Below are 26,198 nucleotides of genomic sequence, written 5' to 3'. Positions count from 1 at the left end.
AAACCTTAAACTTTAAACTATTTTTTTTATTTATTTTTAAGCGAATTTACAAATTTTCCAATTGTCATCCCTTGTACTAGAATAGAAAAACAAACAATCACATAGGTAATCGTAACCCAAATGTCTTTTCCTAACTCGGTTGGAATAGATAACGCCAAAGCAATTGAAATTCCGCCTCTTAACCCTCCCCAAGTTAATATCATGATTGTTTTTTGGCTTATTTCTTCTTTTAATCGAATGAATAGCGATGGGATTAAAACAGAAACATAACGAGTTAAGAGTACAATAAAAATAAGGATTATTCCAACTAGAATAATAGTGCTATCGGTGTTGATGACTAGTAACTCTAGACCAATTAAAACAAATAATAAGGCGTTTAGAATTTCGTCTACTAGCTCCCAAAACTTATCTACATATTCAGCTGTGATGTCTGACATTCCAAGTGTTTTTCCGTGGTTTCCCGTGATAAGTCCTGCGATTACCATTGCCAAAGGACCAGAGACGTGGGTAAAATGTGCTAGAGAATAACCACCCATAACAATAGCTAGCGTGATTAAAACCTCTACATTATAACTGTCAATACTTGCGATAAGTTTGTAACCTACCCATCCCACGATAGCTCCTAGAATAATACCACCAATAGCTTCTTGACCAAAAACGGTTGCAATACTTAAAAAGGAAACGTCAGCAGCTGGTTTAGCTAACTGAAGGATAGTTATAAAAACCACTACGGCTACACCATCATTAAATAGTGATTCTCCAGCAATTTTGGTTTCTAGTGATTTGGTAACTCCTGCTGTTTTTAAAATGCTTAAGACAGCAATTGGATCAGTTGGAGAAATTAATGCGCCAAAAAGCAGACATTGAATAAGATTAACTTCTAGATTAAACGCGTTCAATAACCAGAAACTGATGTAGCCAACTATAAAGGTACTTATAATTACACTGAGCGTTGAGAAAAGCATGATGCTTAACTTTTCAGCTTTTAAGTCTTTGAATTTTATGTGAATCGCTCCTGCAAAAAGCATGAAACTCAACATGACCTCAAGTAGTAATTCGCTAAAATTGATACCGTTTAATAGATGTGCTACATTTATTTTTAACGAAGGAAAGACAAAACTAACTCCAATAATACCCAATGAAAATAACAAGGAAACGAGCATTAATCCAATTGCGTTTGGCAGTTTTAAGTACCTGAAATTGATGTAAGCAAAACTTGCCGATAGAACGATAAGTAAGGATATGAGGGGGAATAATTCCATTTTGAATGTTATGTATGTTGTTCGTCTTTTTATTTACTCAATTCCTGTAATTTTTTCAAAGCATTCAACCCTTTACCTGAAAGTAAACTTTCTTTAGCTTGTTCAAAACCTTGTAATGGTGTGCAGCCAGTAACGGTAGCAATTGCCATGGCAGCATTAGCACAAACTACATTGTTTTGAGCTTCATTCCCTTTTCCTGAAATAATAGTAGTAAACATTTGTGACGACTCTTCAATAGTTGTTCCCCCTTTAATTTCCGATTGTAATAACATACGGACTCCAAAATCAGATGGGTTTAGTATCCCTTCTTTAGTCTTGGTGATAAATTTGGTTGGACAAGTCAATGATACTTCATCATAACCGTCTAAGGAATGTAATATGGTGAAATTTCTATCTGTATTTTGATATAAATAACCATACATTCTAGCTAATTCCAAATTAAAAACTCCTACCAATTGATTTTGAGGAAAAGCAGGGTTTACCATTGGACCTAACATATTGAAGAAAGTTTTTACCCCCAATTCTCTACGAATAGGACCTACGTTTTTCATTGCAGGGTGAAACAGCGGTGCGTGCAAAATACTGATCCCAGCTTTATCCATACATTTATGTAAAAAGTCGGTGTCATTGCTGAATTTTACTCCTAGTTGTTCCATTACGTTACTAGAACCGGATATGGATGAAACGCCGTAATTACCGTGTTTAGCTACTTTTATACCAGCACCAGCAGCTACAAACGATGCCAAAGTAGAGATGTTAAAAGTGTCTTTACCATCACCACCGGTACCACATAAATCAATAGTATTGTAATCAGAGAAATCTACTCGAATACACAGTTCTAACAATGCTTCTCTAAAACCAGCTAATTCATCAATAGTAACAGATCGCATCATATAGACTGTTAAAAATGCAGCGATTTGACTTGGATTGTAACTTCCACTTGAGATATTGACCAAAACATTTTTGGCCTCTTCTTTAGAGAGTATTTCGTGATTGATTAATCTGTTGAGTATGTTTTTCATTTTTTTTGGTTTTTTGCCGCTAAGCCGCTAAGACACAAAGTTTTGTTTGTAAGCTCTTTTAAAATTTACTACGTTTCTACGTTTTTATTTTATTGTAAAAACTGCAACTAATTGCTATTCACTATTTTATTTTCAGACATGTATTTTAAATAATTCACAATTTCTTGTGAATCATTAGTTGTAATTCCTAAAGCGGGCATTTTTACATTATGTCGAAAAGCAGCTGGATTAGTGATATACTGCACTAATTGCTTTTCAATCCAATATTCGGTGACACTTTTGGGATAATTTAATTCCGGTCCCATTGTACCTCCAATTCCGTTTAAAGCATGACAGGTGGTGCAATGTTTTTGAAATAATTGATATCCAATTGTTGCTTTTTTATTGTTTTTGGGAAATAAAGCTTCTCTTGTGTTATCAAGTGGTTCTAACTTTATTTTTACCAAATTATAAGGCCATTTGTATTGATTATCTTCAGGTGAAACCTTTGGATAAACCAAATAAAAAGGAGCAGCATCCATTTGGTTTCCGTTTTTCAGGATGGTTTCCCAATTTGCTCCTTTGGGGGCCTCCATGTCCTGAAACGCGATATATGGCCTTGCTTTTAAAAATAAATCCAAAGGCATTTCGGGTTTGTAACCGTCTTTACATTCAAAGACTATTTTGGTTTTTTTTATGTCAATTTCAGAAAAATCAGCTTCATTTTGCAATAAATACATAGCATTAATTGCTTTGTATTTTTTTGTTTTGTGATATACAGGGTCATCAATTACAGTGATAATAGTGTCTTTGCCTTGTTTGTTTTGTTTAAATAAAGCGACTAAATCTAGTGTAACTTCCGTTTGGGACCTGATAGCCTCATTTGTTTTTAGTTTCTTTTTTTGTTGACAAGAAAAGAAACTAAAAACAAATGCAATAACTACTAAAAATCGAATTATTGAAATTTTCATTTAATTGGTTTTTTTGCCGCTAAAGCACTAATACACAAGGTAGGAAAACTGAATACTGCCCACTATCCATTTACCCAGTTTTCTAGCATTTTTTTTCCGTTTGGTGTTAATACACTTTCCGGATGAAATTGTACGCCTCTGACATCGAAAGTTTTGTGACGTAAAGACATTACTTGACCGTTTTCGTCAAAAGAAGTCGCTTCTAGAACCTCTGGTAAAGTTGGGTCAACTACCCAGGAATGGTAACGACCTACTTCAATTTCTTTGTCTAAACCTTGAAATAAAATTTCGTCATCCACCACCGTTTTTATATTGGTAGCCACACCATGATACACGTTATCTAGATTAGAAAGCGTACCGCCGTACACTTCGCCTATAGCTTGTTGACCAAGGCAAACGCCAAAGATGCTTTTTGTCGATCCATATTTTGCAATTACAGCTTTTAATAATCCAGCTTCATCTGGAATTCCAGGTCCTGGTGAAAGTACTATTTTGTCAAAATGGGCAATTTCATCAATATCAAATTCGTCATTACGATACACGGTAACCTCACAATTCAAATCTTCTAGATAATGCACTAAGTTGTAAGTGAAACTATCGTAATTGTCTATAACTAGTATTTTTTTCATTTTCATTAAAGTTATCTGTTTGGTGTTATCTGTTATACGTTTTGTCGCTTAACATTTAACACTTAACATATTTGTTTTTTAAATAGTTTCTGCCAAATCCAAAGCCGTATTCAAGGCTCTTAATTTATTATATACCTCTTGCATTTCACTTTCTTCATCTGAGCTTGCTACAATTCCAGCACCAGCTTGTGAGTGTAACTCATGATTTTTACTCAAGAAAGTACGAATCATAATAGCATGGTTAAAGTTGCCTTCAAAATCCATAAACCCTATGGCACCTCCATAAAAGTTACGATTTGTTTTTTCGTAATCTTCAATCAACTGCATGGCTCTGTGTTTAGGAGCGCCACTCAATGTTCCTGCTGGAAAAGTATCTGCAACGACTTGCATGGTTGTAGCATTGTCATGCAAATGACCTGTAACTTTAGAAACCAAGTGAATTACATGTGAAAAGAATTGTACTTCTCTATAACGTTCTACGTTCACGTTGTGTCCATGACGACTTAGGTCATTACGAGCTAAATCTACTAACATGACGTGTTCACTATTTTCTTTTTTATCTTCCGATAATTGTTTGGCTAATACAGCATCTTTTTCATCATCACCTGTACGTTTGAACGTTCCCGCAATAGGGTGAATTTCGGCTTTACGGTCTTTCACGATAATTTGAGCTTCAGGTGAAGAACCAAATATTTTGAAATCACCATAATCAAAAAAGAATAGGTAAGGAGAAGGGTTGATGCTTCTCAATGCTCTATATACATTGAATTCATCTCCTTTGAATCCTTGTGTGAATCGTCGAGACAATACTAACTGGAACACATCTCCACGAAAGCAGTGTTTTTTAGCTAAGGCTACATTTTGTTTAAATTCCTCATCAGTAAGGTTTGAAAAACCTTCACCTTCTCTTGCAAAATTATAGGTAGTTAAGTTGCGGGATTGTAATAATTGTTCTATTTCAGAAATATTATTGCGACCGTCTAAACTATGACTGAAAATATACGCTTGATTTTTAAAATGGTTTATGGCAATGATATTTTGATATACAGCGTAATATACATCTGGAATGGTGTTGCTATTTTCTTTTTTTGCAATCGTCACTTTTTCAAAATAGCGAACGGCGTCATAAGAGATGTAACCAAATAATCCGTTGTTGATAAATTTGAAATTGTTTTTCTCGGATTTAAATTGACCCGAAAATTCTTGAATAATTTGAGGAATATCTGTTTTAGTATCAATTACGATTGTCTCAGAAGTTCCGTCAGGGTAATTTTTATAGATTATTTCGTTTTCAATTTTGAACGATGCAATAGGATTACAACAGATATAGGAGAAACTATTATCATTCCCATGATAGTCACTACTTTCAAGGAGTAAACTGTTCGGAAACTTGTCTCTAATTTTTAGATAGACACTTACAGGTGTAATGGTGTCTGCTAGAATTTGCTTGTAATGTGTTTTGAGTATAAAAGGTTTCAATAGAAATAATTTTTAATGATTAATAAGTGAAAATATTAATTAACTTAAACGTAAAAAAGGCTTGTCGTGATGACAAGCCTTTAAATATTTATAGTTTACGAATACTATAGGAGCTTTGTTCACGACGACTGACGTAAATTGTTCCACCACCAAGTATTGTTTGTAATTGCTCTCATAATTATTTTGTTGCTACAAATATATAAATGAAATTTGATTATTCAAATTTTTAAATACTAAATGTTAACTAATTTATTCTAATTTGAATTAGAAGACTAAGTTTACATTAAGTTGAAATTGATCGTAAATGGTTTTATCACCTAAATCATCAAAAAAGCTTCCTGAGCCATATCTGATATCATATTTAGTACGGTCTACATCCAATTTAGCTGATGCTGTATTTCCCTTCACAACTAAATCAAAAATAATAGGATGTGTATTTCCTTTGATAGTCAAACTTCCAATAACGGTATAGGTATTGTTTCCTTTGTCTGTAACGCTTTTAAAGAATAGTAAAGCAGTGTCAAAATTATAGATTCCAAAAAAGTCATCTGATTTTAAATGTCCTTCCAGTTTAGCTTTTGAGCTTCCGGTTTGGTCTGTATTGTCTAGTGAGGTCATATCAGCTACAAATCTTCCGCCAACGATTTTATTGTTATTAAACATTAGGATTCCTTCTTTAAATTTGATGGTTCCTTCATGTTGTCCTGTTATTTTTTTTCCAGTCCAATTGATAATACTTTTAGAAACGTCTATTTTTTTGTCTTGTGCTTCAGCTTTTGAAAAACTGAAAAGAACAAAGAGTGTGAGTAGAAGTAGTTTTAGATTTTTCATTGTATAGATGGTTTAGGTTAATAATTGATAGGTATATAGTTTTATTATTGATAAATAATAATGTTCTTTCTCAAAGTTACAATAAAATCATAATATTTATACAATAAAATCAATAAACAATTGGTTCTCAGTGAAAATATTAACTGTAACGGACCGTTGCTGTAAAAAAAAAATACCCCCAACGTAGAATGTTAGAGGTATTGTATAATGCGTTGATTTTTTTTTTAGAATTTTAAATCAATTGCTAGTTCAAATTCGTCTGAAATTGCTTTGTCACCTAGGTTATCAAAAAAGCTTCCTGAACCGTATTTTATATCATATTTGGTTCTATCCACATTAAATTTAGTCGAAGCTGTATTTCCTTTTACTGTTAATTCAAAGTTTACAGGATTTGATTTTCCTTTGATTGTTAAATCAGCCATTACAGTATAAACATCATTAGATTTAGCTGTAATTTTTTTTATTACTAAAGTAGATGTTGGATATTTTTCAGTACCAAAAAAATCTTCTGATTTTAAGTGACCGTTTAGTTTTCCTTGGTACTCACCACTAAGATCAGTGGCTGTCAATGATGTCATGTCCACGGTAAATGTTCCGCCTGCTAATTTATTGGCTTTGAAAGTAAGTTTTCCTTCTTTGAAATTGACAGTACCATTGTGTTTTCCTGTTACTTTTTTTCCTACCCAGTTTATACTACTTGTTGAAGCATTAATTTTTTTTGTTTGAGCATTGATTGTTGCCGTTGTCAATACTAACGCTAAGGCTAGTGCAATTGTTTTTAAGTTTTTCATTTGTTCTAATTTTTGTAATGGATAATTATAGTGTGATAAATAATTCTTCTTGTGATTTTCTAACTTTTTTATAATGTTGTGTATCGTCATCAGTATGTCTGTAGCCAATTGTAGCAATTAGTGACGCATTAAGGCCTAATTTATTAAGACCAAGAATTTCGTTAACCTGTTCTGGAATAAAGCCTTCCATTGGTGTTACGTCAATTTCTTTCTCAGCGGCAGCATTTAACAAATTCCCCATGGCTAAGTAGGTTTGTTTGGCAGACCAAGTGTTTTTGAATTCCGGACTAAGACTAAGGATTTTAGACTTCATGAAATCGGCATAACCAGATAAAGCCTCAAGAGGTAAATTTCTAGTAGCGCTTATGTTTTGTACATAGCTATCAATTTCAGGCTCTGCTATTTCGGTAACGTTAGCAAAAACAACTAAATGTGAAGCATCAACAATTTGTGATTGTCCCCAAGCTGCTGGTTGAATTTTAGCTCTTAATTCGGGGTTTTCAATAATTAAAACTTTGTAGGGCTGTAACCCATAAGAAGAGGAACTCAACCGAATCGCTTCCTTTAAGAAGTCTAAATCTTCAATGGTTATTTTTTTTGTAGCATCAAACTTCTTTGTTGCGTATCTCCAGTTCTGTTTTTCAATAAATGTATTCATGATTTGTTTTATTTATTTCTGTATTTTTCTAATAATTCGTTCAATTGTTTTAACTCTTCTGGGGTAAGTTTTTTTGAAAATGATTTTTCATGTTCTTTAACTTTTGGTTCTAATTCGGTTAGGGTGTCCAAACCTTTTTGGGTTATTAAAACTTCAATCTTTCTTCTGTTTTCAGGACATACATTTCGGGTAACAAATTCTTTTAATAAAAGTTTATCAACTAATCGGGTAGTATTGCTAGTTTTGGCTACCATGCGTTCTTGAATAATGCTCATATTAGCTGGGTTCCCTTTTTGTCCTCTCAAAATCCGTAATACGTTATATTGCTCACTTGATAAGTCGTAGGGTTTTAATACCTCGCTAAATTGCTCTGAAATGACTTTTTCAGTATACAGAATATTTAAAATAATTTTTGTAGAATCATTTAAGTTTCCTTTCGTTTTTGTTATGTCTTCTATTTTCATAAAGGAATTGTTTGATACTTGTTGGTACAAATGTAACACTTATTTTATTTGTATATACAAATTTTGTTTTTTTTAACACCTTTGTTTTTTTTTAGAAACATTTCAAAGTCTTTTTTATTAAAAACTGTTATTTTTAATAAAAATATATTATATTTATTGTTTAAGGATATAGGGGATTGATTACAATATAAGTTATCTATTATGGATGAAGTGAAACCTACGTACGAAGAATTACAATTAAAAATAGCTGAACTAGAGTTAGTTATTGATGGGTTGTATAATGAAAAAGAAAAACTGAGTTCTAGTATTGAAAATAGCCAAAAAGACAATACCGTTTTTGATAATAATAAAGATGGAGAGGTAATCCTAAATACTTTTTTTGAGCGAATAACAGATGCGTTTATTGCACTAGATTCAAATTGGTGTTATACCTATATAAATCAAAAAGCGGGAGAGTACTTAGAATTTAATCCAAAAGAAATTATTGGTAAATGCATTTGGGATGTATTTCCTTTGGGCCAAGAGTTACCTTTTTACGAGGTTTATCATACAGCATTTAAAAATCAAGAATATGCTTACTTAGAAGAATATTATCCTTCACTTGATTTATGGTTTGAAAATCATATCTACCCTTCACTCGACGGAATTTCTGTGTTTTTTAAAGATATTACTATCCAAAAGAGAAATAAAGAGCTACTAGAATTAAGTGAGAAAAGATTCAGGGCTTTAGTTGAAAATAATGACGAAATTATTTCGATCATTGATAAAAATATGAATTTGGTTTTCAGGAGTGCTGCAGCTGCTAGAATTACAGGTTGGTCACATGAAGAACGTGAAGGGATTTCGACAGAAGAATATGTTCATCCAGATTATTTGGAATATTTAGCTGATAAAATAAAAGAATCCGTTGCTAGTCCTGATGTGTTAGTTCCTATTTTAATACAAGTGAAACACAAGCACGGGAATTATATATGGCTAGAGGGCTCAATGATTAATAAACTGGGTGATGTAGCTGTTGAAGGAATTATTGTAAACATAAGAGATGTAACTGAAAAATTAAAAATCACCAATGCTTTAACTATTGAGCGTGATAAGTTTCTTAAAATTACTGCTACTTCACCAGGAATGATTTATTCCATGAGACAGAATCTAGACGATTCATTATCTTTTCCGTATGCAAGTAAGGCTATACAAACGATTTGTGGTTTTACCTATGATGAAATTGATAAAGATCCTAATTTGATTTTCTCGTCCATTCATCCTCAGGATATCACAGCGTTAATGAGTAAAATCCATAAAGCTAAATCTGAGTTGGTCCCCTTAAGGCATGAATACCGTTATTACCATCCAGTAAAAGGCATGCTTTGGCACGAAGTCAACTCATTACCAGATTTGGAACCTGAAGGCACGGTTATTTGTCATGGAATAATCACTGATATCACTGAAAAAGTGAATGCTAATAAAAAAATAGTAAAAGCCAGTCGTCTATATTTTTTTATTAGCCAAATCAATCAAATGATTGTTCAAACAACTGATCAAGAAACATTGTTCAGTAAAGCTTGTGAAATTGCTGTAGACCTAGGTAAGTTTAAAATGGCCTGTATTGGTTTGCTGGATGAAGACACCAAAAAATTTATTCCACAGATGTCAGCTGGAGCTGACGATGGGTATTTAGAGATTTTAAAAACGATCACTATTGGTGATATTCCCCTTGGTAGAGGGCCTGTAGGGAAAAGTTTAAGAGAAGGTAGAATCGTTTTTTGTAATGACATTGCTACTGATCCAACTATGGCTCCATGGAGAGAAGAAGCCTTAAAACGTGATTTCCGTTCCTTGATGTCGCTTCCTATTAAGAAATTTGGATCTGTTGTGGGGGTTTTTGTCTTTTATTCAGATGAAGTTGATTTTTTTGATAAAGAAGAAGAAGCTTTACTTGAAGAGGCTACAGGAGATGTTGCATTTGCTTTAGAGTTATTTGATAAAGAAGCAATGAGAATCAATGTCGAAAAGGAGTTAATAGAAAGTGAGCAAAGGTATCATACCCTAGCGGAAGTGTCACCTGTTGGGATTTTTCGTTCTAATTTAGACGGGATGATTACCTATGCTAGTTCTAATATGAAGCAAATGTCTGGTTTGTCATTTGAAGATTTTAAAAATTGTGATTGGATAAAAGCAGTGCACATTGATGATAGAAAGTGTGTCGTTAATTTATGGAATGATTTAATTGATCAAAGAGAAGAGCAATCTAAAGAATTTCGTTTTGTACAATCTGATGGAACAATTATTTGGGTTTTAGGAAATGCAATTCCTGAAAAAGATTCTTTGAATCAGGTGGTAGGCTTTATCGGTAGTTTAACTGATATTTCAGAAATAAAATTAGCAGAAGTAGAAATAAGGACAAACAATTTAAGGTTTGAAAAAATTACTTCAACTACAAATGATATCGTTTTTGAATTAGATTTAGTAAGTGGTAAAAGCTGGCACAATAAGAGTTATAATGAAATTTTAGGTTTTTATGATGATAACTTCACTGCACAAGAGAATCAAAAGTTATGGCGCTCTAGGTTACATCCTGAAGATAGAGAGAGAATAATTAAATCATTCGAGGATGTTATCGAACAAAATTTGAATTATTGGGCATCAGAATTTAGATTTCTGAAAAAAGATGGGAATTATGGTTTCTTTTATGAAAGAGATGTCATCATTAGAGATGAGTCAGGAAAACCGATTCGAATTTTGGGCTCAATGTTGGATATTTCTGAACTCAAGAAAACAGAAGAAGAGTTTAGAGAGGTAAATAAAAAATTAGAAGGGGTGCTTAATGCACTTCCTGACTTATTATTTGAAATAGGTGGAGATGGAATTATTAAAAGTTATCATTCTCATCGAGATGAATTATTAACCGTTCCCTCAGAACAATTTTTAGGAAAACAATACAGTGAAATATTACCCCCTCAAGCGGCAAAAATATGTGAAGAGGCTATAAATGAATCTTTTGAAAAAGGTTATTCTACAGGTAAACAATATTGGTTAGAACTACCTAGTGGCAAACATTGGTTTGAACTTTCCATGTCAACATTAGAGAATAAGGATTTTACTGAAACTAATTTCATATGTCTTTCGCGAGATGTTACACCAACTAAAAAAATAGAGGAATCACTAGTAAAAAGCAAAAGAAGATATAGGGGTTTGTTAGGGAATCTAGATGCTGCAATTATTGTATTCAGTCCTGATAAATCTATTATTATGAGTAATAATAAAGCTTCGGAGTTGTTTCGTATTGATGCTGAGAATAAAGAAATTTTGAAGCAAGTTGTATCAAAGTTGATTTTTATAGATCACCATCAAAAAGAGATTCCTTTTGATAATTATCCAGTAAACCAGATAATAAGAACCAATAAATCGATTAAAAATTTAACAACAGCTTTCAAAAACCCTGAGAATAATTCGATAGTTTGGGTTTTAGTTAATGGTTTTCCTTTGTGGAATGAGAATGGAGAAATTGATGAAATAGTAATTAGCTTTATTGATATTACAGAACAAAAGCTAATGGAAAATGAAATCACGAAAGCTAGGGAAGAAGCTGAAGCAGCAAATAGAGCAAAAACAGATTTCTTAGCTAATATGAGTCATGAAATTAGAACGCCTTTAAATGGAATTATAGGCTTTTCTCATTTGTTGATAGATTCTGATTCTGTTGAAAACCAAAAAGAATATTTGACTACAATTAATGAATCAGCCAATAGCTTAATGCAGATTGTTAATGATGTTCTTGATTTTTCTAAAATTGAATCAGGTAATCTAGAATTGGAGGTTAATGAAGTTAATCTTGTAGAATTATGTAATCAGATTATTGATTTGTTTAAACATCAAGCTAATCAAAAAAATATAGCTTTAGTGCTAGATATTGATCAAAATATTCCACCACTTATATTGACAGATGCCGTTCGATTGAAACAAATTTTGGTTAATTTGATGGGTAACGCACTGAAATTCACAGAACTTGGAGAGGTGAGATTGATGGTTTATCCAAAAGTAGCGGGCGATAATGATTTTACGAACATTCATTTTTCAGTAAAAGACACAGGAATTGGTATTAAATCATATAATAATAGTAAAATCTTTAATTCATTTGTACAGGAAGATAACTCCACTAGTAGAAAATTTGGAGGAACAGGTTTAGGATTGGCAATTTCCAATCAGTTATTGGAATTAATGGGAAGTAAGTTAGAATTAAAATCAAAATTTGGTGTGGGTAGTGATTTCTTTTTTTCGGTACGTTTTAAGAGCGTATTTCAAAATAAAAATGAAACAGGTAATGTGCCCCCTCCAGTTTTAAAAATATTAAGTTCCAAAACTATTTTATTAGTTGAAGATAATAAAATTAATATGCTTTTGGCTAAAATATTAATCAAAAAAGTGATGCCTAATTGTGTAATACTTGAAGCTTATAATGGTTTAGAGGCTATAGAGAAATGTATATCTAAACAAATAGATGTCATCTTTATGGATATTCAAATGCCTATAAAAAACGGTTATGAAGCTTCTGATGAAATTAGAAAGATAGAATCATACGCTAATGTTCCGATAATTGCTTTGACTGCCGGAATATTAGTAGGTGAGAAAGAAAAATGTTTTCAATTTGGTATGAATGATTACTTATCTAAGCCTATTATTTTCTTAGATTTAGAGCAAATGTTAGTGAAATGGTGTAGTAATTAATTAGTTTTTTTGTAACTCCAAATGGCAATTGTATTTAAGCAAAGAGCAAATAAGGAGATAATTAAGAATTGAATCTTTATGTCAGAAAAAGTAGCTCCTTTTAATAGTACTAAACGAATAATTTCAACAAAATACCGAATAGGGTTGAATAATGTAATCGTCTGTGCCCAGTTAGGCATGCTTTCTATTGGGGTGAAAAGTCCGCTCATTAGGATAAAAATTACCATGAAAAACCAAGCAATAAACATGGCTTGTTGTTGGGTTTCTGTATAATTGGATATGAATAAGCCAATACCTAAAACGACCAATAAATAAACAGTAGTGAATAAGTAAATCAACCCAATATTACCTAACATAGGAACATCAAATACTAGTTTAGCAATCAATAATCCAATTGTTAAAATAACCAATCCAATAATCCAAAACGGAAATAATTTTCCAATGATAAATTGGTGTTTTTGTATAGGACTTACATTAATCTGTTCCAATGTTCCCAATTCTTTTTCTCGGACTATATTCATAGATGAAAGGAAAAGAGATAACATTGTAACTAATAAAACCAAGATGCCAGGCACCATAAAGGTTTTATAATTTAAGGTTTTGTTATACCAAAAAGAAGGGATTACAAGTATGTTTTTGGGTACAATAAAGCTCCCATTATTGTGTTGTAATAATGTAGTTTGTATGTTTTGGCTATAATTAGAAACAATCTGAGAAATATATACGTTTTCTACCCCTGCAGCGGCACCATCAATTGCGTCAATAGCAACTGAAAGCATTGATTTATGGTTCTTAACCATATTTTGTTCAAAATTCTGAGGGATCTCTACGATGACGGATACTTTTCCTTTCTGCATATCGAGTACGGCTTCTTTTTTCGATGGATAAGAGGCTTTAACGTTGAAATAAGGTGATGCTTCAAATTTACTGATTAACTCTCGGGAGGAAGAAGAATGATCGTTGTCGATGTATGAAAAAGCAATGTTTTTCACTTCAAAACTAGCAGCATTTGATAAGATCAATAATTGCATGAAGGGCATGATAAACAACATAGGCAACATGGCTTTGTTCCTAAATATTTGTCTAAATTCCTTTTGTATGATGAATAATATTGTTTTCATAATTTTTTTGTACTAATTATTTAAAATTATTCCAGTCTGATTTTATATTTTTTAATGCTTAATCCCATGAAAAACATAGTCATCCCTAATAAAATTGCCGTTTCTTTCCAAATCGTACTAAGAGTAGCTCCTTTTAGTAAAATAGCTTTAAGTATGATGATAAACCATTTGGCAGGGATGATGTTGCTAATTATTCTTAAGGGTAATGGCATACTTGAAATGGGGAATATAAACCCCGATAATATGATTACCGGGAGCATCAGTCCCATTAGTGAGATCATCATGGCAGTTTGCTGTGAGTTTGAAATGGTTGAAATTAAAATACCTAGTGATAATGCTGTAACAATAAACAAAACAGTTTCAAAAGCTAATAAAAATAAGTTTCCTTGCATTGGCATTTTAAAGACAAAATAACCTAACAATAAAATAATCATAGCATTGATTATCGATAAGAAAATATACGGGAATACCTTGCCTATAATCACCTGAAAAGGTTTTAAAGGGGAGACTAATAAAATTTCCATTGTTCCTAATTCTTTTTCACGTGTGATAGAAATTGAGGTCATCATGGCTGAAACTAACATCAAAATGATTGTCATTACGCCAGGGACAAAGGTAAAAACGCCTTTGAGTTCTGGATTATAATACAGCTGAGTTTGCGTTTGTATTAAAGGGGATGCTTGATTACTGCTATTTTTCTCAATAGCATAATTTTGTAAAATAGCATTCACATAATTTGTGATAGAATTCGCAATATTAGGATCAGTTGCATCTGAAATTACTTGAATTTTTCCAACATATTTTGTTTCTCTATTTTTAGCAAAATCAGGTTCAAAAACTAAAACTGCCTTAATTTGGCCTTTTTTGAAAATCGATTCAATTTCAGATTCACTTTTTAAAGATTGTAGAATATGGAAATATTTTGAAGCATTTATTTTGTTTACAATCTCTTTCGATTCGGTGTCTTTTGCATGATCTAGAATCGCAATATTGACATTGTTGATTTCATTAGTAATGGCAAAACCAAAAAGCATAATTTGGACAATAGGCATCCCAAAAAGAATAAACATAGAACGCTTATCTCTGAAAATATGGTAAAACTCTTTTTGTACAAAACCTCTAAATCTTTTCATATTATTCTAATTCTTACTGTTTGATAGTATTTATTATTAACCGTTGTGTTTTAATAAAAGCAAACACTAATTTTACAAACTCCCACTAATCTATTAAAAACAAGCAAACTCATATTACACAAATTGGTTATAGTGTTCTATATTTTATGCCTTAAAAAATGGCACGAATCTATTAAAAAAAAATAAAGACGGATGTCATATATGGTCGTAGATTTTCAATCTTTACGCTTGTTTCTATTCTCATTTCTTATTCCTATTCAATATTTCTGGCTAATTTCAAAAACACAGCATTCATACTATTCACACCAAACTGAGCTTTTAAATTCTTTGGAGTATTCAATGCTTCAATCTTTCCATCCACCATGATCGAAACCCGATCACAATACTCCGCTTCATCCATATAGTGTGTGGTCACAAATATCGTGGTACCTTTGGCAGCTTGAGCGTATATCATTTCCCAAAACTGCCTGCGGGTAATAGGATCTACACCACCTGTGGGTTCGTCTAGAAAAACGATCTTGGGTTCATGTAACAAAGCAACTGAAAAGGATAGTTTTTGTTTCCATCCTAGCGGTAATTCACTAATGAGTTTGTTCGCCACATCTTCTAAGCCCAAGTCAGTAATAAGTTGTGCTGTTTTTTCTTTAATTTGTTTTCGACTTAATCCATAGATTCCACCAAAAAATGTGATATTTTCTTTGAGTGTTAAATCATCATACATTGAAAATTTTTGACTCATGTATCCAATGCTTTTTTTGACTAATTCCGTTTGTGTTTTCACATCAAATCCCGCTACTAAAGCTTCGCCTTCCGTGGGAGTTGAAATCCCGATCAACATTTTCATAGCTGTCGTCTTTCCAGCACCATTGGCACCCAAGAAACCGAAAATCTCTCCTTTTTTAACATCAAACGAAATGGAATTCACTGCCGTGAAATCACCAAATTTTTTGCTGAGGTTTTTTACTTCTATGATTTTCATCTTGTGGTTTTTTGTGCAGTATAATCCATGAAAACATCTTCAATCGTTGTATTGGCTATATCAATTTTAATATCTAAATGGTTTTTATCCTTTAAGTAATTTGAAAGTTTTTCAGGATAAAAGTCGGTTTTTTGATCCATATAATGGACGTATTCACCAAAAGCAAATACACTATGTTGACTTGAATATTGTTTTAAATCTTCAATCAATTGGTGCATGTTTTTAGTTTGAACATTGTAAATCGTTCTAGTAAAACTGTCAATTATATGTTGCGGACTATCAATTTGCAAAATTTTCCCTTTGTGAATTAAGGCAATTCGGTCACACAAAGCTGCTTCATCCATGTAAGGAGTTGAGACTAGTATTGTGATGCCTTTTTGTTTTAAACGTTGAAGCATTTCCCAAAATTCTTTTCGAGAAACAGGATCTACTCCAGTGGTAGGTTCATCTAAAAAAAGTACACTTGGATTATGTATTAAAGCACAACATAAGGCTAGTTTTTGCTTCATTCCACCAGATAAAGCTCCAGCACGTCTATTTTTAAAAGGCTCGATTTGAACATAAATATCATGAATCAAATCGTAATTTTGTTTGATAGTAGTCCCAAAAATAGTGGCAAAAAAAGTGAGGTTTTCTTCTACAGTCAAATCCATGTATAAGGAGAATCTACCAGGCATATATCCAACGGAATTCCGAATGGCTTTATATTCTTCCTTTACATCAAATCCTGTAACCGTTGCAATTCCTTCATCAGCAAGTAGGAGCGTTGTCAGAATTCGGAAAACCGTGGTTTTCCCAGCGCCATCTGGACCAATTAAACCAAATAATTCTCCTTCATTTACATCAAAAGAAACCTTATCCACGGCTAGGGTAGAAGAATAAGATTTAGAAATATTTTGTACAAGAATACTCATGTGTTTGTGAATTAAAAAAAAATCTAAAATCAATTGTAATGTCAAAAGGCAATTTAAATAATAACGTCATCTTCACCGATTACATCAAAAATCGTTATTCGTTAATCAAAAAATAATTTCAAAAAAGTTTTATAAACCTTGTATTCTCTTTGTTGTTAAATTAATTTAGATAAAAAATGGTTTACGGTATCCACACTTCTGCGGGCATTCCAATTTTTAAACTACCATCATTTTTTACTTTCACTTTCACGGCATAGACTAGGTTGACTCTTTCTTCCTTGGTTTGAATTGTTTTTGGCGTGAATTCAGCTTGAGCGGCAATCCATGAGATAGTTCCGTTATATGATTTCATTTCCTTTTTACCATCAATTTTTACAGTTACTTTTTGCCCTATTTTTATTTGAGGCAATTGTGTTTCGCTGAGGTACACTCTCAAAGTCATTTCAGAAAGATCTGCGATTTGATAAATTGGTTTTCCAAAAGCCGTAATTTCTTTGGCTTCAGCATATTTTGCTAAAACTGTTCCTTGAACAGGGTTGATGATTTTGCTTTTTTCAATTTGGTCGTTAATTTTTTCAATTTGTACCTCAATCGATTTGGTTTCATTAGCAATAGGAGCATTTTGAGTTCCAATGCTTTTCATTTGCTCTAGCAATACCTTTACACGTCCGTTGATTTCATCTACTTGTCTTTGCGTAGCGGCATTTTCTGCAAACATATTTTGGATTCTTTTTTGCTCAATAGTAGTGGTATTTAGTTGTTGCTGTAAAATGCTCTTTTGAGACAATATGTTTGCAGATTTGGACGTGACAGTGTTAATCGAAGCTTTCAATTGTTGTTTGCTAAAATACAATTGCGTGGTGTCAATCAATCCAACAGTAGTGTTAGCTTCTAGAACTGAACCTTCTTCTACATTGAGGTAATTGATTTGTCCATTTGCTTCAGCTGAAACCGTGATTTCAGTAGCTTCAAAGTTTCCATAACCATCGGCTTTGTCATCGTTTTTGGAACAAGCCAAAAAGCTGAATGTTAGTGTTAAAATAACTATTTTTCTCATTGTTATATATGTTTTCATTGTCAATTTTTATTTTAACCCTTTACTAATTGGTAATTTGCTTGTGCTAGTGCGAGCTGAATTTCGTGTGTTTTTTGAAGTGTTTTGGCTTCAAATAAATTGGTAATCTCAATGATATAATCAGAACTGGTGATGACGCCGTTACGTAATTGAGAGTCAGTAGTTTTTAAAATTGATTCCCGCAGTTGAATAATTTCATTATCAGTAGCAATAATAGCTTCCAATTTGTTTCTGTCTGAATCGATTTCTTGCAATTGTAATTGAGTGTTCAGTAAAAAGGTCTCTTTTTCGGTTGCAATGATAGATTCTGAAACCGTCAAAGCTTGTTTTTCTGTTTTGGATTTATTCCAATCAAAAACATTCCAATTCGCTTTAACACCAACCATGTAGAAAGGCTGAAAAGAGTTGTCCAACATATTCAAACCGGGGTTTCCGTATCCTGCTTGTCCATAAGCGTTTACTTTGGGTAAGTTGCCTTTTGTAATTCCGTTTTTGGCAGCGGTTAGTTGTTCTGTTTGGAAATCGAACAATTTCAATTCTGGACGATTATTTTCTACTACACTATTTATTTTTATCGAAGGAGAAGCCAGTTGGGTGTTTTTATCAATAGTCGAGTAGGTGAGCGACGCTAGGTTTTCGAGTCCTTTTTTTCGGTCAAAATCAATCTCAATCAACTGTTGTTTTATTTTTAAATTTTCGGCTTCTACAACTTGTTCAGAGGCAGGAAGGAGTGCACCAAATTTCACCCCCGTTTTTATCTCTTTGATTTTTACCAAAAGTTGATCTTGCTTTGATTTTAAGATTTTAAATTTTTCCTGTAACAGTAAAACTGAAAAATACAATTGATTGATTCTTGGTTTGAGTTGGTACAAGCTCACCTCTAGTTGTTGCTGTTGTGTCTTGGTTTGTGCATTTTTTATGTCGGTATTGGCTTGGATCACACCGCCGTTATAAATCAACTGTTGCACATCTAAAGTGGCTTTGTATTGGTCTTTGTTGGGCGGTGTAACGGTCAAATCGGGTAATTTGATAGGTAATTGTGTCACTTCCGATTGATAGGTTACCTGTGCATTAATATCAATTTTAGGTAATTTTCCGGTGTTTAATGCTTCAATTTCTAAAGCTGATTTTTGAGATAGCAAATCATTTTGCTTGGCTGTTGGATAATTTTTGGTTGCCAAATCATAACAGTTTTCGAGTGTTAGGATTTGTTGCCCAAAGGAGAAAAAAGGAAAAATGATCAAGTAAAGGAGGAGTGTTTTTTTCATTTTTTAATCGAATTAATAATTTGTTGTGCAATAGTTGTTTTGCGTTCTTCCATCATTTGAAGGAACTCTTCAGGCGAAAGATGTAGCATGCTTTTGACTAACATGTGTGCGGCAAAAGGAAAAACAGTTAATGAAAATATATTCAATAATAGTTGTTTGGGTTTGATTGCTTTAATCGTTCCTGCTTCAATTTCGCTTTCAATTTGTGTAATTAAAACAGTGGGGTTTGGCCTGTTTTCAGTTTTCATAAATGACATTACAAATTCAGGATTGTTGTTCATTTCTTGAATAATAAACGCCGGTAAAAATGGATTTTCAATAACAAACGAAATATAGCTTTGGGTAAATTCTGTAATCTTCTCAAACAAACTTTTCTCTGAAGTAAAGATTGTATTTATTTGTGGAGCCAATTGACTAAAAGCTTTTTTGAATACGGCTTCAAATAATACCTGTTTACTTTTAAAACAGTAGTGTAGCATGGCTTTGTTGATACCTGCTTCATCTGCTATTTCTTGCATACGTGCTCCAGCAAATCCTTTTTTATGAAAAATAACTTTCGCAGCTTCAAATATTTTTTCTTCAGTGTTCATTTCGTATTTAACTAATCAGTTTAACCATTTGGTTAACAAAGATAGAAAAAAAAGTAATGGGTTACTTTTTTTAATTTTAATCTTTTAAAAAAAACTAAATAATTATAGTTTTAATTTGTTGTTTTTAGTTCAATTTTCACTTTTTAATTTAATGTTCAAAATCCTAGTTATTAGTGGTTTGTTTGAATGTTTAAATTTTAGCTTTTTGAACGATTGTAGTAATGATTTCGTTTTTATCTAACACTCCTGATTGTTTCCAGAGTTGTTCACCATTTTGAAATAAAATCATTGTTGGAACACTTCTGACATGGTATTTACTCGCTACTGAAGGGTTTTTATCGATATCAATTTTTACAATGGTAATTTTCTCACCTAGACTGTCTTTTACTTCTTTAAGTATAGGACTGAGTGTTTTACAAGGTGCGCACCAAGTGGCAAAAAAGTCAATTAATACAGGTTTGTCTGAATTGATAATGTTGTTAAAATTACTGTTCATGATTCTTAATTTTAGAAGTTGGAATTGTGCAGCTATTCAAACCACATCCTCGGTTGAATACTGCTTGGAATAAAAAAAATGCAGCCATAAATCCGAATAATATTTCATGATGTTGAATCGTTTGTTGGATCAGAAATAGAGAAATAGCTAAACGGATCCAGCGCATAGTATGCCAATTATTGAATATTATATTTTTCATAATTTTGTTATTTTATAGTTACCGTCATTAGCAATAATAGATTGCAATTCGGTTAGTTGAATTTCGGTTTTACTAACTATTAAAATAGACGTAAAGGTGTTGTTCATGCTGACATTTAAAATGGAATTTATTTCAGAAAACTTTTGGATAACGATTTCTTTACATCCTTTACAAGTGATTCCTTCAATCGAATAAAGCGTTACAACAACTTCATTATTTTTTTTAAACTTAAAAGCTAATTCACAATTGGCTCTCGGTAGCACTGAATTACAAGCGGTCTCTATTGACGTTAGTTCAAAAGCATTTTTAAAAAGATGTTCATACTCTTTTTGGTTTCCACCAAATGGAGGGCCTGATTCAAATTCTTTGTTGAACAATACACCTGCTAATATTCCGTTTGTATTTAAAAGTTGGTGCATTTTCCAAATATATTTTTGTCGCATCCAAGGTGGTAAAGCACAAAAAAATGTTTGTTCTAATATTAAATCATATTTACCTTGATGTTCAAAAAAGTCTCCTAAAACGATCCTAATGTTGGGATTGACTTTAAATCTTTGTTTTAGGATCTCAACTAATGTAGGAGCAATATCAATTACTGTTACATTGGAAAAACCTTTTTGCAACAAATATTCTGCTTCGTGCGTATTTCCGCAACCTGGAATCAAAATAGCTTGTTCTTTATTTGTTAACGCATTGATATAAGATTGAATTGGAGGTGAAACACAACCTAAATCCCATCCCGTACTATTGGCTTTGTATTGAGCGTCCCAATAGTCTTGATCCAAGGGTTTTTCGCAAGAAATGGTGCAGCATTTTTCTTTATTCATGATATTGTAGTTGATAGTCTCCTATGTGTTTTCTGTTGTTCTTAATCATTCTTTTATGTCGAAAAAAATTAATAATACCAAAAAGCAAAATAAACCCAGAGATTATAAAAAATATAATCTCAACCAATAAACTATTTTCTATTTGAAGTAAATTACGAGCACTTAAAGCTACAATAGAAAAATACATAGAAGTACGTAGAAAAGCTAAAAAAGTACTTTGATTGGCTAATATGGTACGTTGCAAAGCAAGTTGTTCTCTTAGTATTAAATCCTTTTTTAAAGTTTCTACTACCTTGTTAGGTCTCACTGAAGGTTCATTTTCTTTTACTTTCCGCCTAAATTTTAACAATCTTGCAAAATCTATCTTTGATAAAGAAATCATAAATTATGTTTTTGAAATAGCAACCTTAAAAATACGTTTTTTTAATCCTTTTTCAAAATTTTACTTTGACAAACAAAATCAGTTTTAGGCAAATCAGTTTTAGCAATTGCTGCAAAACCACCATCTATTTCGGTGAAATTTCTAAAACCTCTGGACTGTAAAATCGAAGCCGCAATCATGGAACGGTAGCCTCCACCACAATGAAGGTAAAAATGTTCTTTTGGGTTGATGTCTTCAATCCAATCGTTGATGTTTGCTAGTGGTCTCAAATAAGCATCTTCTACATGTTCGGCTTTGTACTCACTTTCTTTACGGATGTCGATTACTTTGCTTTCGCCAATTTTTACTTCTTTTTCAAAAGCTGTAGCTGTGATTCGGTGTACGGTATCGGTTTCTTTTTTGGCATTTTTCCATGCTTCAAAACCACCTTTTAAATGTCCTAGTAAATTATCAAAACCTACGCGGCTTAAACGAGTTACGGTTTCTTCTTCACGACCAGCCTCTGTAACCAGGATAATTGGTTGCTTGACATCGATAATTAATTCGCCCACCCAAAGTGCAAAACTCCCGTCAATACCAATGTTGATGGATTGCGGAATATGTCCTTCTGAGTAAGGTTGACTGTCGCGACTGTCCAAAATCAAAGCGTCTGAATTTTCGGCAATGGCCTCAAAATCACTTACATTTATGGCTTGCATTCCGTTGTTTAGTACGGTTTCAAAACTCTCGTACCCTTGTTTGTTCATGGCTACGTTCATTCCAAAATAAGCGGGAGGAGGCAATAGTCCGTCCGTTACTTCTTTGATGAATTCGGCTTCGGTCATGTCGGCTCTCAAGGCGTAATTAGTTTCTTTTTGGTTGCCAATAGTCGAAACGGTTTCTTTGCTCATGTTTTTTCCACAAGCACTTCCTGCTCCGTGTGCAGGATATACAATCACGTCGTCTGGCAAAGTCATAATTTTGTCACGTAGTGAGTGGAATAAAATTCCGGCTAAATCCTCTTGCGTCATCGAAGCGGCTTTTTGTGCTAGATCAGGACGACCTACATCGCCAATAAACAAGGTATCGCCAGAGAAAATAGCGTGTTCTTTTCCGTTTTTATCTAATAGTAAGTAAGTGCTACTTTCCATCGTATGACCTGGTGTGTGCAAAACTTTGATAGTAATATCACCAATTTTGAATTCTTGATTATCTGTAGCGATAATAGCGTCAAATTCGGGATTAGCATTTGGTCCATAAACAATTGGCGCTCCTGTTTTTTCGCTCAAATCAACATGTCCAGAAACAAAATCAGCGTGAAAATGGGTTTCAAAAACGTATTTCAATTTTACTTTGTCTCTTTCAAGACGGTCAATGTACGGTTGTGTTTCTCTTAATGGGTCAATGATAGCCGCCTCGCCGTTGGAAGTGATGTAGTAAGCTCCTTGTGCTAGACAACCGGTATATATTTGTTCAATTTGCATTGTACTGTTTTTTAGAATTATTAATACAAAGATACGGTATGCTTTTTAGGATTACAGTGACTAAAGTTACATAAGAGTAAATTGTTTTGAATGAAAAAATAAATAAAATTTAGGAGTTGTTTAAATAGGGTTTTTTAACTCTTTGGGTTAAATTTGTGCCAAAAATAAAATCTTTTCCTATGGAAGAAATGCTCTTTTATGACCGAATGCAGTTTGCGTTTACCATAACCTTTCATTATTTGTTTCCACAATTGACAATGGGACTTTCGTTAATTGTAGTCTATTTTAAATATAAGTTTCTCAAAACAAACGACCCACATTACAACAAAGCAACCCATTTTTGGATGCGTGTTTTTGCACTTAATTTTGCGATGGGAGTGGTTACTGGGATTCCGATGGAGTTTCAATTTGGAACCAATTGGGCAAAATTCTCAGAACTTACGGGCGGAATTATCGGGCAGACACTGGCCATGGAAGGGATGTTTTCTTTTTTCTTAGAATCCTCTTTTTTAGGGATGTTTCTTTTTGCTGAAAAGATTATTGGACACCGATGGCACTTTGTAACCGGATTACTAATCTGTTTGGGTTCGTGGGCAAGTGGGTATTTAATCATCGCAACCCATTCCTGGATGCAACACCCAGTGGGGTATGAAGTCCTAGAAAACGGAAAATTTGTCCTCACCAATTTTAGCGCTTTGTTTACCAATGTGTGGGTTTGGCCATCATATTTACATAATCAAGCCGCTTCTATGGTGACGAGTTCGTTTGTCGTGGCCGGAATTGGAGCTTTTTATATTTTGAACAATCGCAACGTGTCCTACGGGAAATTGTTCTTGAAAACAGGAGTAGTTTTTGGACTTATTTCGAGTATAATCGTAGCCATGCCAACAGGAGATTTACTGGCGAAGAACGTTGTGAAATACCAGCCCGTAACCTTTGCGGCCATGGAAGGAATTTTTCATACTGAGAAAAAAGGGGCAGAGATTGTACTAATAGGGCAACCCGATGTAAAAGATAAAAAACTAGATAATAAAATAGCTGTACCCAATGTTTTGAGTTTCCTAACCTACGGAAACTGGGATACAGAAGTCAAAGGACTTGATCAATTTCCGGAAGATACGCATCCAACCAATATTTCAGGTTTGTACTACGCCTATCACATCATGGTTGGTTTGGGAACTTTGTTTATCGGAATGACATTATTGGCTATCGTTCAGTTAAGTAGGGGTAAATTATTTCAGACCAAATGGTTACTGTGGTCGTTTATGTTCATGATGCCGTTTCCGTACATTGCCAATATCACCGGTTGGTACACAGCCGAATTGGGACGTCAGCCTTGGTTGGTGTACAATATGTTGCGCACTGCAGATGGAGCTTCACCAACGGTTTCCTCAGGAAATACCTTGTTTACCTTGATGGGATTTGTAGGCTTGTACGCCTTACTCGGAATGTTGTATGCTATTCTGGTTGGTAAAATAATTTACTCAGGACCCGAACCTACAGAAAAGTAAAAAATGATTTTGGATTGCAAATTCAAGGAAATCAAAAATCGTTAATCAAAAATTGTTAATAAATTAACTATCTCGCTATGGAATTCTTTTGGTATATCGTATTAATCGTTATTTTGGGGACTTATGTAGTGCTCGATGGCTATGATTTTGGAGCAGGAATTATTCATTTATTTTTTGCCAAAACAGAAAAACAGAAAAAAGCAATCACCAACGCCATTGGTCCTTTTTGGGATGCCAACGAAGTTTGGTTAATCGCTGGTGGCGGAATTCTATTTTACGCTTTCCCGACCCTTTATGCTGCCTCATTCAGTGGGTTTTATTTACCGCTGATTATGATTTTGTGGTTGCTTATTTTTAGAGCGATCGGCTTAGAATTACGCGGACAATTTCACCACCACATGTGGGAAGCCGTTTGGGACAAAGCCTTTGGGATCGCAAGTTTATTATTGGCATTGTTCTTCGGAATGGCATTAGGAAACGTTGTTCGTGGCGTAAATTTGGGCATGGTTGTAAATGGTGTTTCGACCCAAGAACCACATTATTTCTTTCTCCCGTTATGGAATGACAGTTTGAGTCCGCAGAGTCCAGAACTCGGAATTATCGACTGGTTCACCCTCTTTTTGGGTGTTGTGAGCGTGGTTGCTTTGATGATTCACGGCGCCAATTGGATTATCTACAAAACCAATTCGGACCTGAATCCAAAACTAAAAGACGTTATCTACAAACTCAATTTTGTACTCCTCGGACTAGTGATTGTATCGCTTTCCGTTTGGCACATTATCGAGAAAGAACCCTTTCATAATTTTATCGAAAACCCAATTCTGTTCATTTTTCCACTCATCACTTTTGTGGGATTGTTTGGGTTATTCAAAATCAAAACCTTCAAAAAAGACATCACAGGATTTATATTTTCGACCCTTTTCTTAGTAGGCGGATTCACATCTACCACTGCTTCTATTTTTCCAGAAGTCTTGCCTTCAACCAATAGTGTCAACCCATCCTTAACGATATATAATGTAGCCAACGAGCCTTATGCGCTATCCGTTGGGGTGTATTGGTTTGCCATCGCCTTCGTTTTAGTTATTGGCTATTTTGTCATTCAATACAAAGTATTCAGCGGCAAAATGGATGACGTTGGGTACGGCGAACATTAATTTGGGCGTGCCCCTCCGTAAAAACTACGGGTCAGGCTTTACGCTGTATCTTTTTTGGGGCAGAAAAAGCCCCAAAAAAGGATGCCGCTTCAATCCTTCACGCAAGCTACACAAGAGATAACTAGGAATTAAAAAAAATCAAAAGCCTTAACTTGTTAAAAGTTAAGGCTTTTTTGATGCTTACAAAATAGAAAAAAATCCGTTTTTATCTGCGTCTTCGCGATAGCGAATCCGTTTCATCCGCGTACTATTCTAAGTCAGTTTATCACACATTTCGA

24 protein-coding genes are annotated in these 26,198 nt (G+C 33.5%); 3 read left to right on the top strand and 21 right to left on the bottom strand.

Annotated features, from left to right (window positions below; translation table 11 throughout):
- Positions 1–26 precede the first annotated feature (26 nt).
- From ABZP37_RS14915 to ABZP37_RS14875, 9 genes are all read right to left on the bottom strand, one after another.
- Positions 27–1,262 (bottom strand): sodium:proton antiporter, encoded by a 1,236-nt coding sequence (locus ABZP37_RS14915; protein WP_366183891.1) that lies wholly within the window; start codon positions 1,260–1,262, stop codon positions 27–29.
- A 29-nt stretch (positions 1,263–1,291) separates the two neighbouring features.
- Positions 1,292–2,284, bottom strand: a complete 993-nt coding sequence (trpD, locus tag ABZP37_RS14910; RefSeq protein ID WP_366183890.1) for an anthranilate phosphoribosyltransferase — start codon at positions 2,282–2,284, stop codon at positions 1,292–1,294.
- A 107-nt stretch (positions 2,285–2,391) separates the two neighbouring features.
- Entirely contained in the window at positions 2,392–3,234 is an 843-nt protein-coding gene (locus ABZP37_RS14905; RefSeq protein ID WP_366183889.1) for a cytochrome c, read from the bottom strand.
- Positions 3,235–3,296: 62 nt separating this feature from the next.
- On the bottom strand, positions 3,297–3,863 hold the full coding sequence (locus ABZP37_RS14900; RefSeq protein ID WP_366183888.1) for an aminodeoxychorismate/anthranilate synthase component II: 567 nt from the start codon (positions 3,861–3,863) through the stop codon (positions 3,297–3,299).
- Between the two features lie 78 nt (positions 3,864–3,941).
- Positions 3,942–5,342 carry an anthranilate synthase component I family protein gene (locus ABZP37_RS14895; RefSeq protein ID WP_366183887.1) on the bottom strand — a complete coding sequence of 467 codons (1,401 nt, stop codon included), beginning with the start codon at positions 5,340–5,342 and terminating at the stop codon, positions 3,942–3,944.
- Positions 5,343–5,606: 264 nt separating this feature from the next.
- Positions 5,607–6,173: a YceI family protein gene (locus ABZP37_RS14890; protein ID WP_366183886.1), complete on the bottom strand. Its 567-nt coding sequence runs from the start codon at positions 6,171–6,173 to the stop codon at positions 5,607–5,609.
- A 224-nt stretch (positions 6,174–6,397) separates the two neighbouring features.
- A complete protein-coding gene (locus tag ABZP37_RS14885) occupies positions 6,398–6,964 on the bottom strand; it encodes a YceI family protein (RefSeq protein ID WP_366183885.1) in 567 nt (188 codons plus the stop codon).
- A 25-nt stretch (positions 6,965–6,989) separates the two neighbouring features.
- Complete coding sequence (locus ABZP37_RS14880) at positions 6,990–7,622, bottom strand: NAD(P)H-dependent oxidoreductase (protein ID WP_366183884.1); 633 nt, start codon at positions 7,620–7,622, stop codon at positions 6,990–6,992.
- Between the two features lie 8 nt (positions 7,623–7,630).
- On the bottom strand, positions 7,631–8,086 hold the full coding sequence (locus tag ABZP37_RS14875; protein WP_366183883.1) for a MarR family transcriptional regulator: 456 nt from the start codon (positions 8,084–8,086) through the stop codon (positions 7,631–7,633).
- Positions 8,087–8,287: 201 nt separating this feature from the next.
- Between ABZP37_RS14875 and ABZP37_RS14870 the strand changes: the two genes are divergently transcribed.
- The gene (locus ABZP37_RS14870) at positions 8,288–12,808 is read left to right on the top strand and encodes a PAS domain S-box protein (RefSeq protein ID WP_366183882.1); all 4,521 of its coding nucleotides are present in this window, start codon (positions 8,288–8,290) and stop codon (positions 12,806–12,808) included.
- Here ABZP37_RS14870 and ABZP37_RS14865 read toward each other — a convergent pair.
- From ABZP37_RS14865 to ABZP37_RS14810, 12 genes are all read right to left on the bottom strand, one after another.
- Positions 12,805–13,929 (bottom strand): ABC transporter permease, encoded by a 1,125-nt coding sequence (locus ABZP37_RS14865; RefSeq protein ID WP_366183881.1) that lies wholly within the window; start codon positions 13,927–13,929, stop codon positions 12,805–12,807. The genes ABZP37_RS14870 and ABZP37_RS14865 overlap by 4 nt on opposite strands.
- A 26-nt stretch (positions 13,930–13,955) precedes the next feature.
- The gene (locus ABZP37_RS14860) at positions 13,956–15,062 is read right to left on the bottom strand and encodes an ABC transporter permease (RefSeq protein ID WP_366183880.1); all 1,107 of its coding nucleotides are present in this window, start codon (positions 15,060–15,062) and stop codon (positions 13,956–13,958) included.
- Between the two features lie 253 nt (positions 15,063–15,315).
- The gene (locus tag ABZP37_RS14855) at positions 15,316–16,041 is read right to left on the bottom strand and encodes an ABC transporter ATP-binding protein (RefSeq protein ID WP_366183879.1); all 726 of its coding nucleotides are present in this window, start codon (positions 16,039–16,041) and stop codon (positions 15,316–15,318) included.
- Positions 16,038–16,955, bottom strand: coding sequence for an ABC transporter ATP-binding protein (locus ABZP37_RS14850; protein ID WP_366183878.1), 918 nt, complete (start codon positions 16,953–16,955; stop codon positions 16,038–16,040). The genes ABZP37_RS14855 and ABZP37_RS14850 overlap by 4 nt, the downstream gene beginning before the upstream one ends.
- A gap of 181 nt (positions 16,956–17,136) precedes the next feature.
- Positions 17,137–18,030, bottom strand: coding sequence for an HlyD family efflux transporter periplasmic adaptor subunit (locus ABZP37_RS14845; protein WP_366183877.1), 894 nt, complete (start codon positions 18,028–18,030; stop codon positions 17,137–17,139).
- 14 nt (positions 18,031–18,044) lie between these two features.
- Complete coding sequence (locus tag ABZP37_RS14840; RefSeq protein ID WP_366183876.1) at positions 18,045–19,298, bottom strand: TolC family protein; 1,254 nt, start codon at positions 19,296–19,298, stop codon at positions 18,045–18,047.
- A complete protein-coding gene (locus ABZP37_RS14835; protein WP_366183875.1) occupies positions 19,295–19,888 on the bottom strand; it encodes a TetR/AcrR family transcriptional regulator in 594 nt (197 codons plus the stop codon). Before ABZP37_RS14835 ends, ABZP37_RS14840 begins: the two co-directional genes overlap by 4 nt.
- Positions 19,889–20,078: 190 nt before the next feature.
- Positions 20,079–20,384 carry a thioredoxin gene (trxA, locus tag ABZP37_RS14830; RefSeq protein ID WP_366183874.1) on the bottom strand — a complete coding sequence of 102 codons (306 nt, stop codon included), beginning with the start codon at positions 20,382–20,384 and terminating at the stop codon, positions 20,079–20,081.
- On the bottom strand, positions 20,374–20,583 hold the full coding sequence (locus ABZP37_RS14825) for a hypothetical protein (protein ID WP_366183873.1): 210 nt from the start codon (positions 20,581–20,583) through the stop codon (positions 20,374–20,376). Before ABZP37_RS14825 ends, trxA begins: the two co-directional genes overlap by 11 nt.
- Positions 20,580–21,410, bottom strand: a complete 831-nt coding sequence (locus ABZP37_RS14820; RefSeq protein WP_366183872.1) for a methyltransferase domain-containing protein — start codon at positions 21,408–21,410, stop codon at positions 20,580–20,582. The genes ABZP37_RS14825 and ABZP37_RS14820 overlap by 4 nt, the downstream gene beginning before the upstream one ends.
- Positions 21,403–21,792, bottom strand: a complete 390-nt coding sequence (locus tag ABZP37_RS14815; protein WP_366183871.1) for a DUF202 domain-containing protein — start codon at positions 21,790–21,792, stop codon at positions 21,403–21,405. The genes ABZP37_RS14820 and ABZP37_RS14815 overlap by 8 nt, the downstream gene beginning before the upstream one ends.
- Positions 21,793–21,833: 41 nt before the next feature.
- Positions 21,834–23,255, bottom strand: a complete 1,422-nt coding sequence (locus tag ABZP37_RS14810) for an MBL fold metallo-hydrolase (RefSeq protein WP_366183870.1) — start codon at positions 23,253–23,255, stop codon at positions 21,834–21,836.
- 179 nt (positions 23,256–23,434) lie between these two features.
- On the opposite strand from ABZP37_RS14810, the gene ABZP37_RS14805 reads away from it, so the two are divergent.
- Positions 23,435–24,766: a cytochrome ubiquinol oxidase subunit I gene (locus tag ABZP37_RS14805; RefSeq protein ID WP_366183869.1), complete on the top strand. Its 1,332-nt coding sequence runs from the start codon at positions 23,435–23,437 to the stop codon at positions 24,764–24,766.
- 62 nt (positions 24,767–24,828) lie between these two features.
- On the top strand, positions 24,829–25,920 hold the full coding sequence (gene cydB / locus ABZP37_RS14800) for a cytochrome d ubiquinol oxidase subunit II (RefSeq protein ID WP_366187548.1): 1,092 nt from the start codon (positions 24,829–24,831) through the stop codon (positions 25,918–25,920).
- Positions 25,921–26,198: the final 278 nt, after the last annotated feature.

The sequence above is a fragment of the Flavobacterium ovatum genome (assembly GCF_040703125.1).
Taxonomy (GTDB): Bacteria; Bacteroidota; Bacteroidia; order Flavobacteriales; family Flavobacteriaceae; genus Flavobacterium; species Flavobacterium ovatum.
The sequence above is the reverse complement of the archived record's forward strand: the minus strand, read 5'-3'. Positions and strand labels throughout refer to the sequence as shown.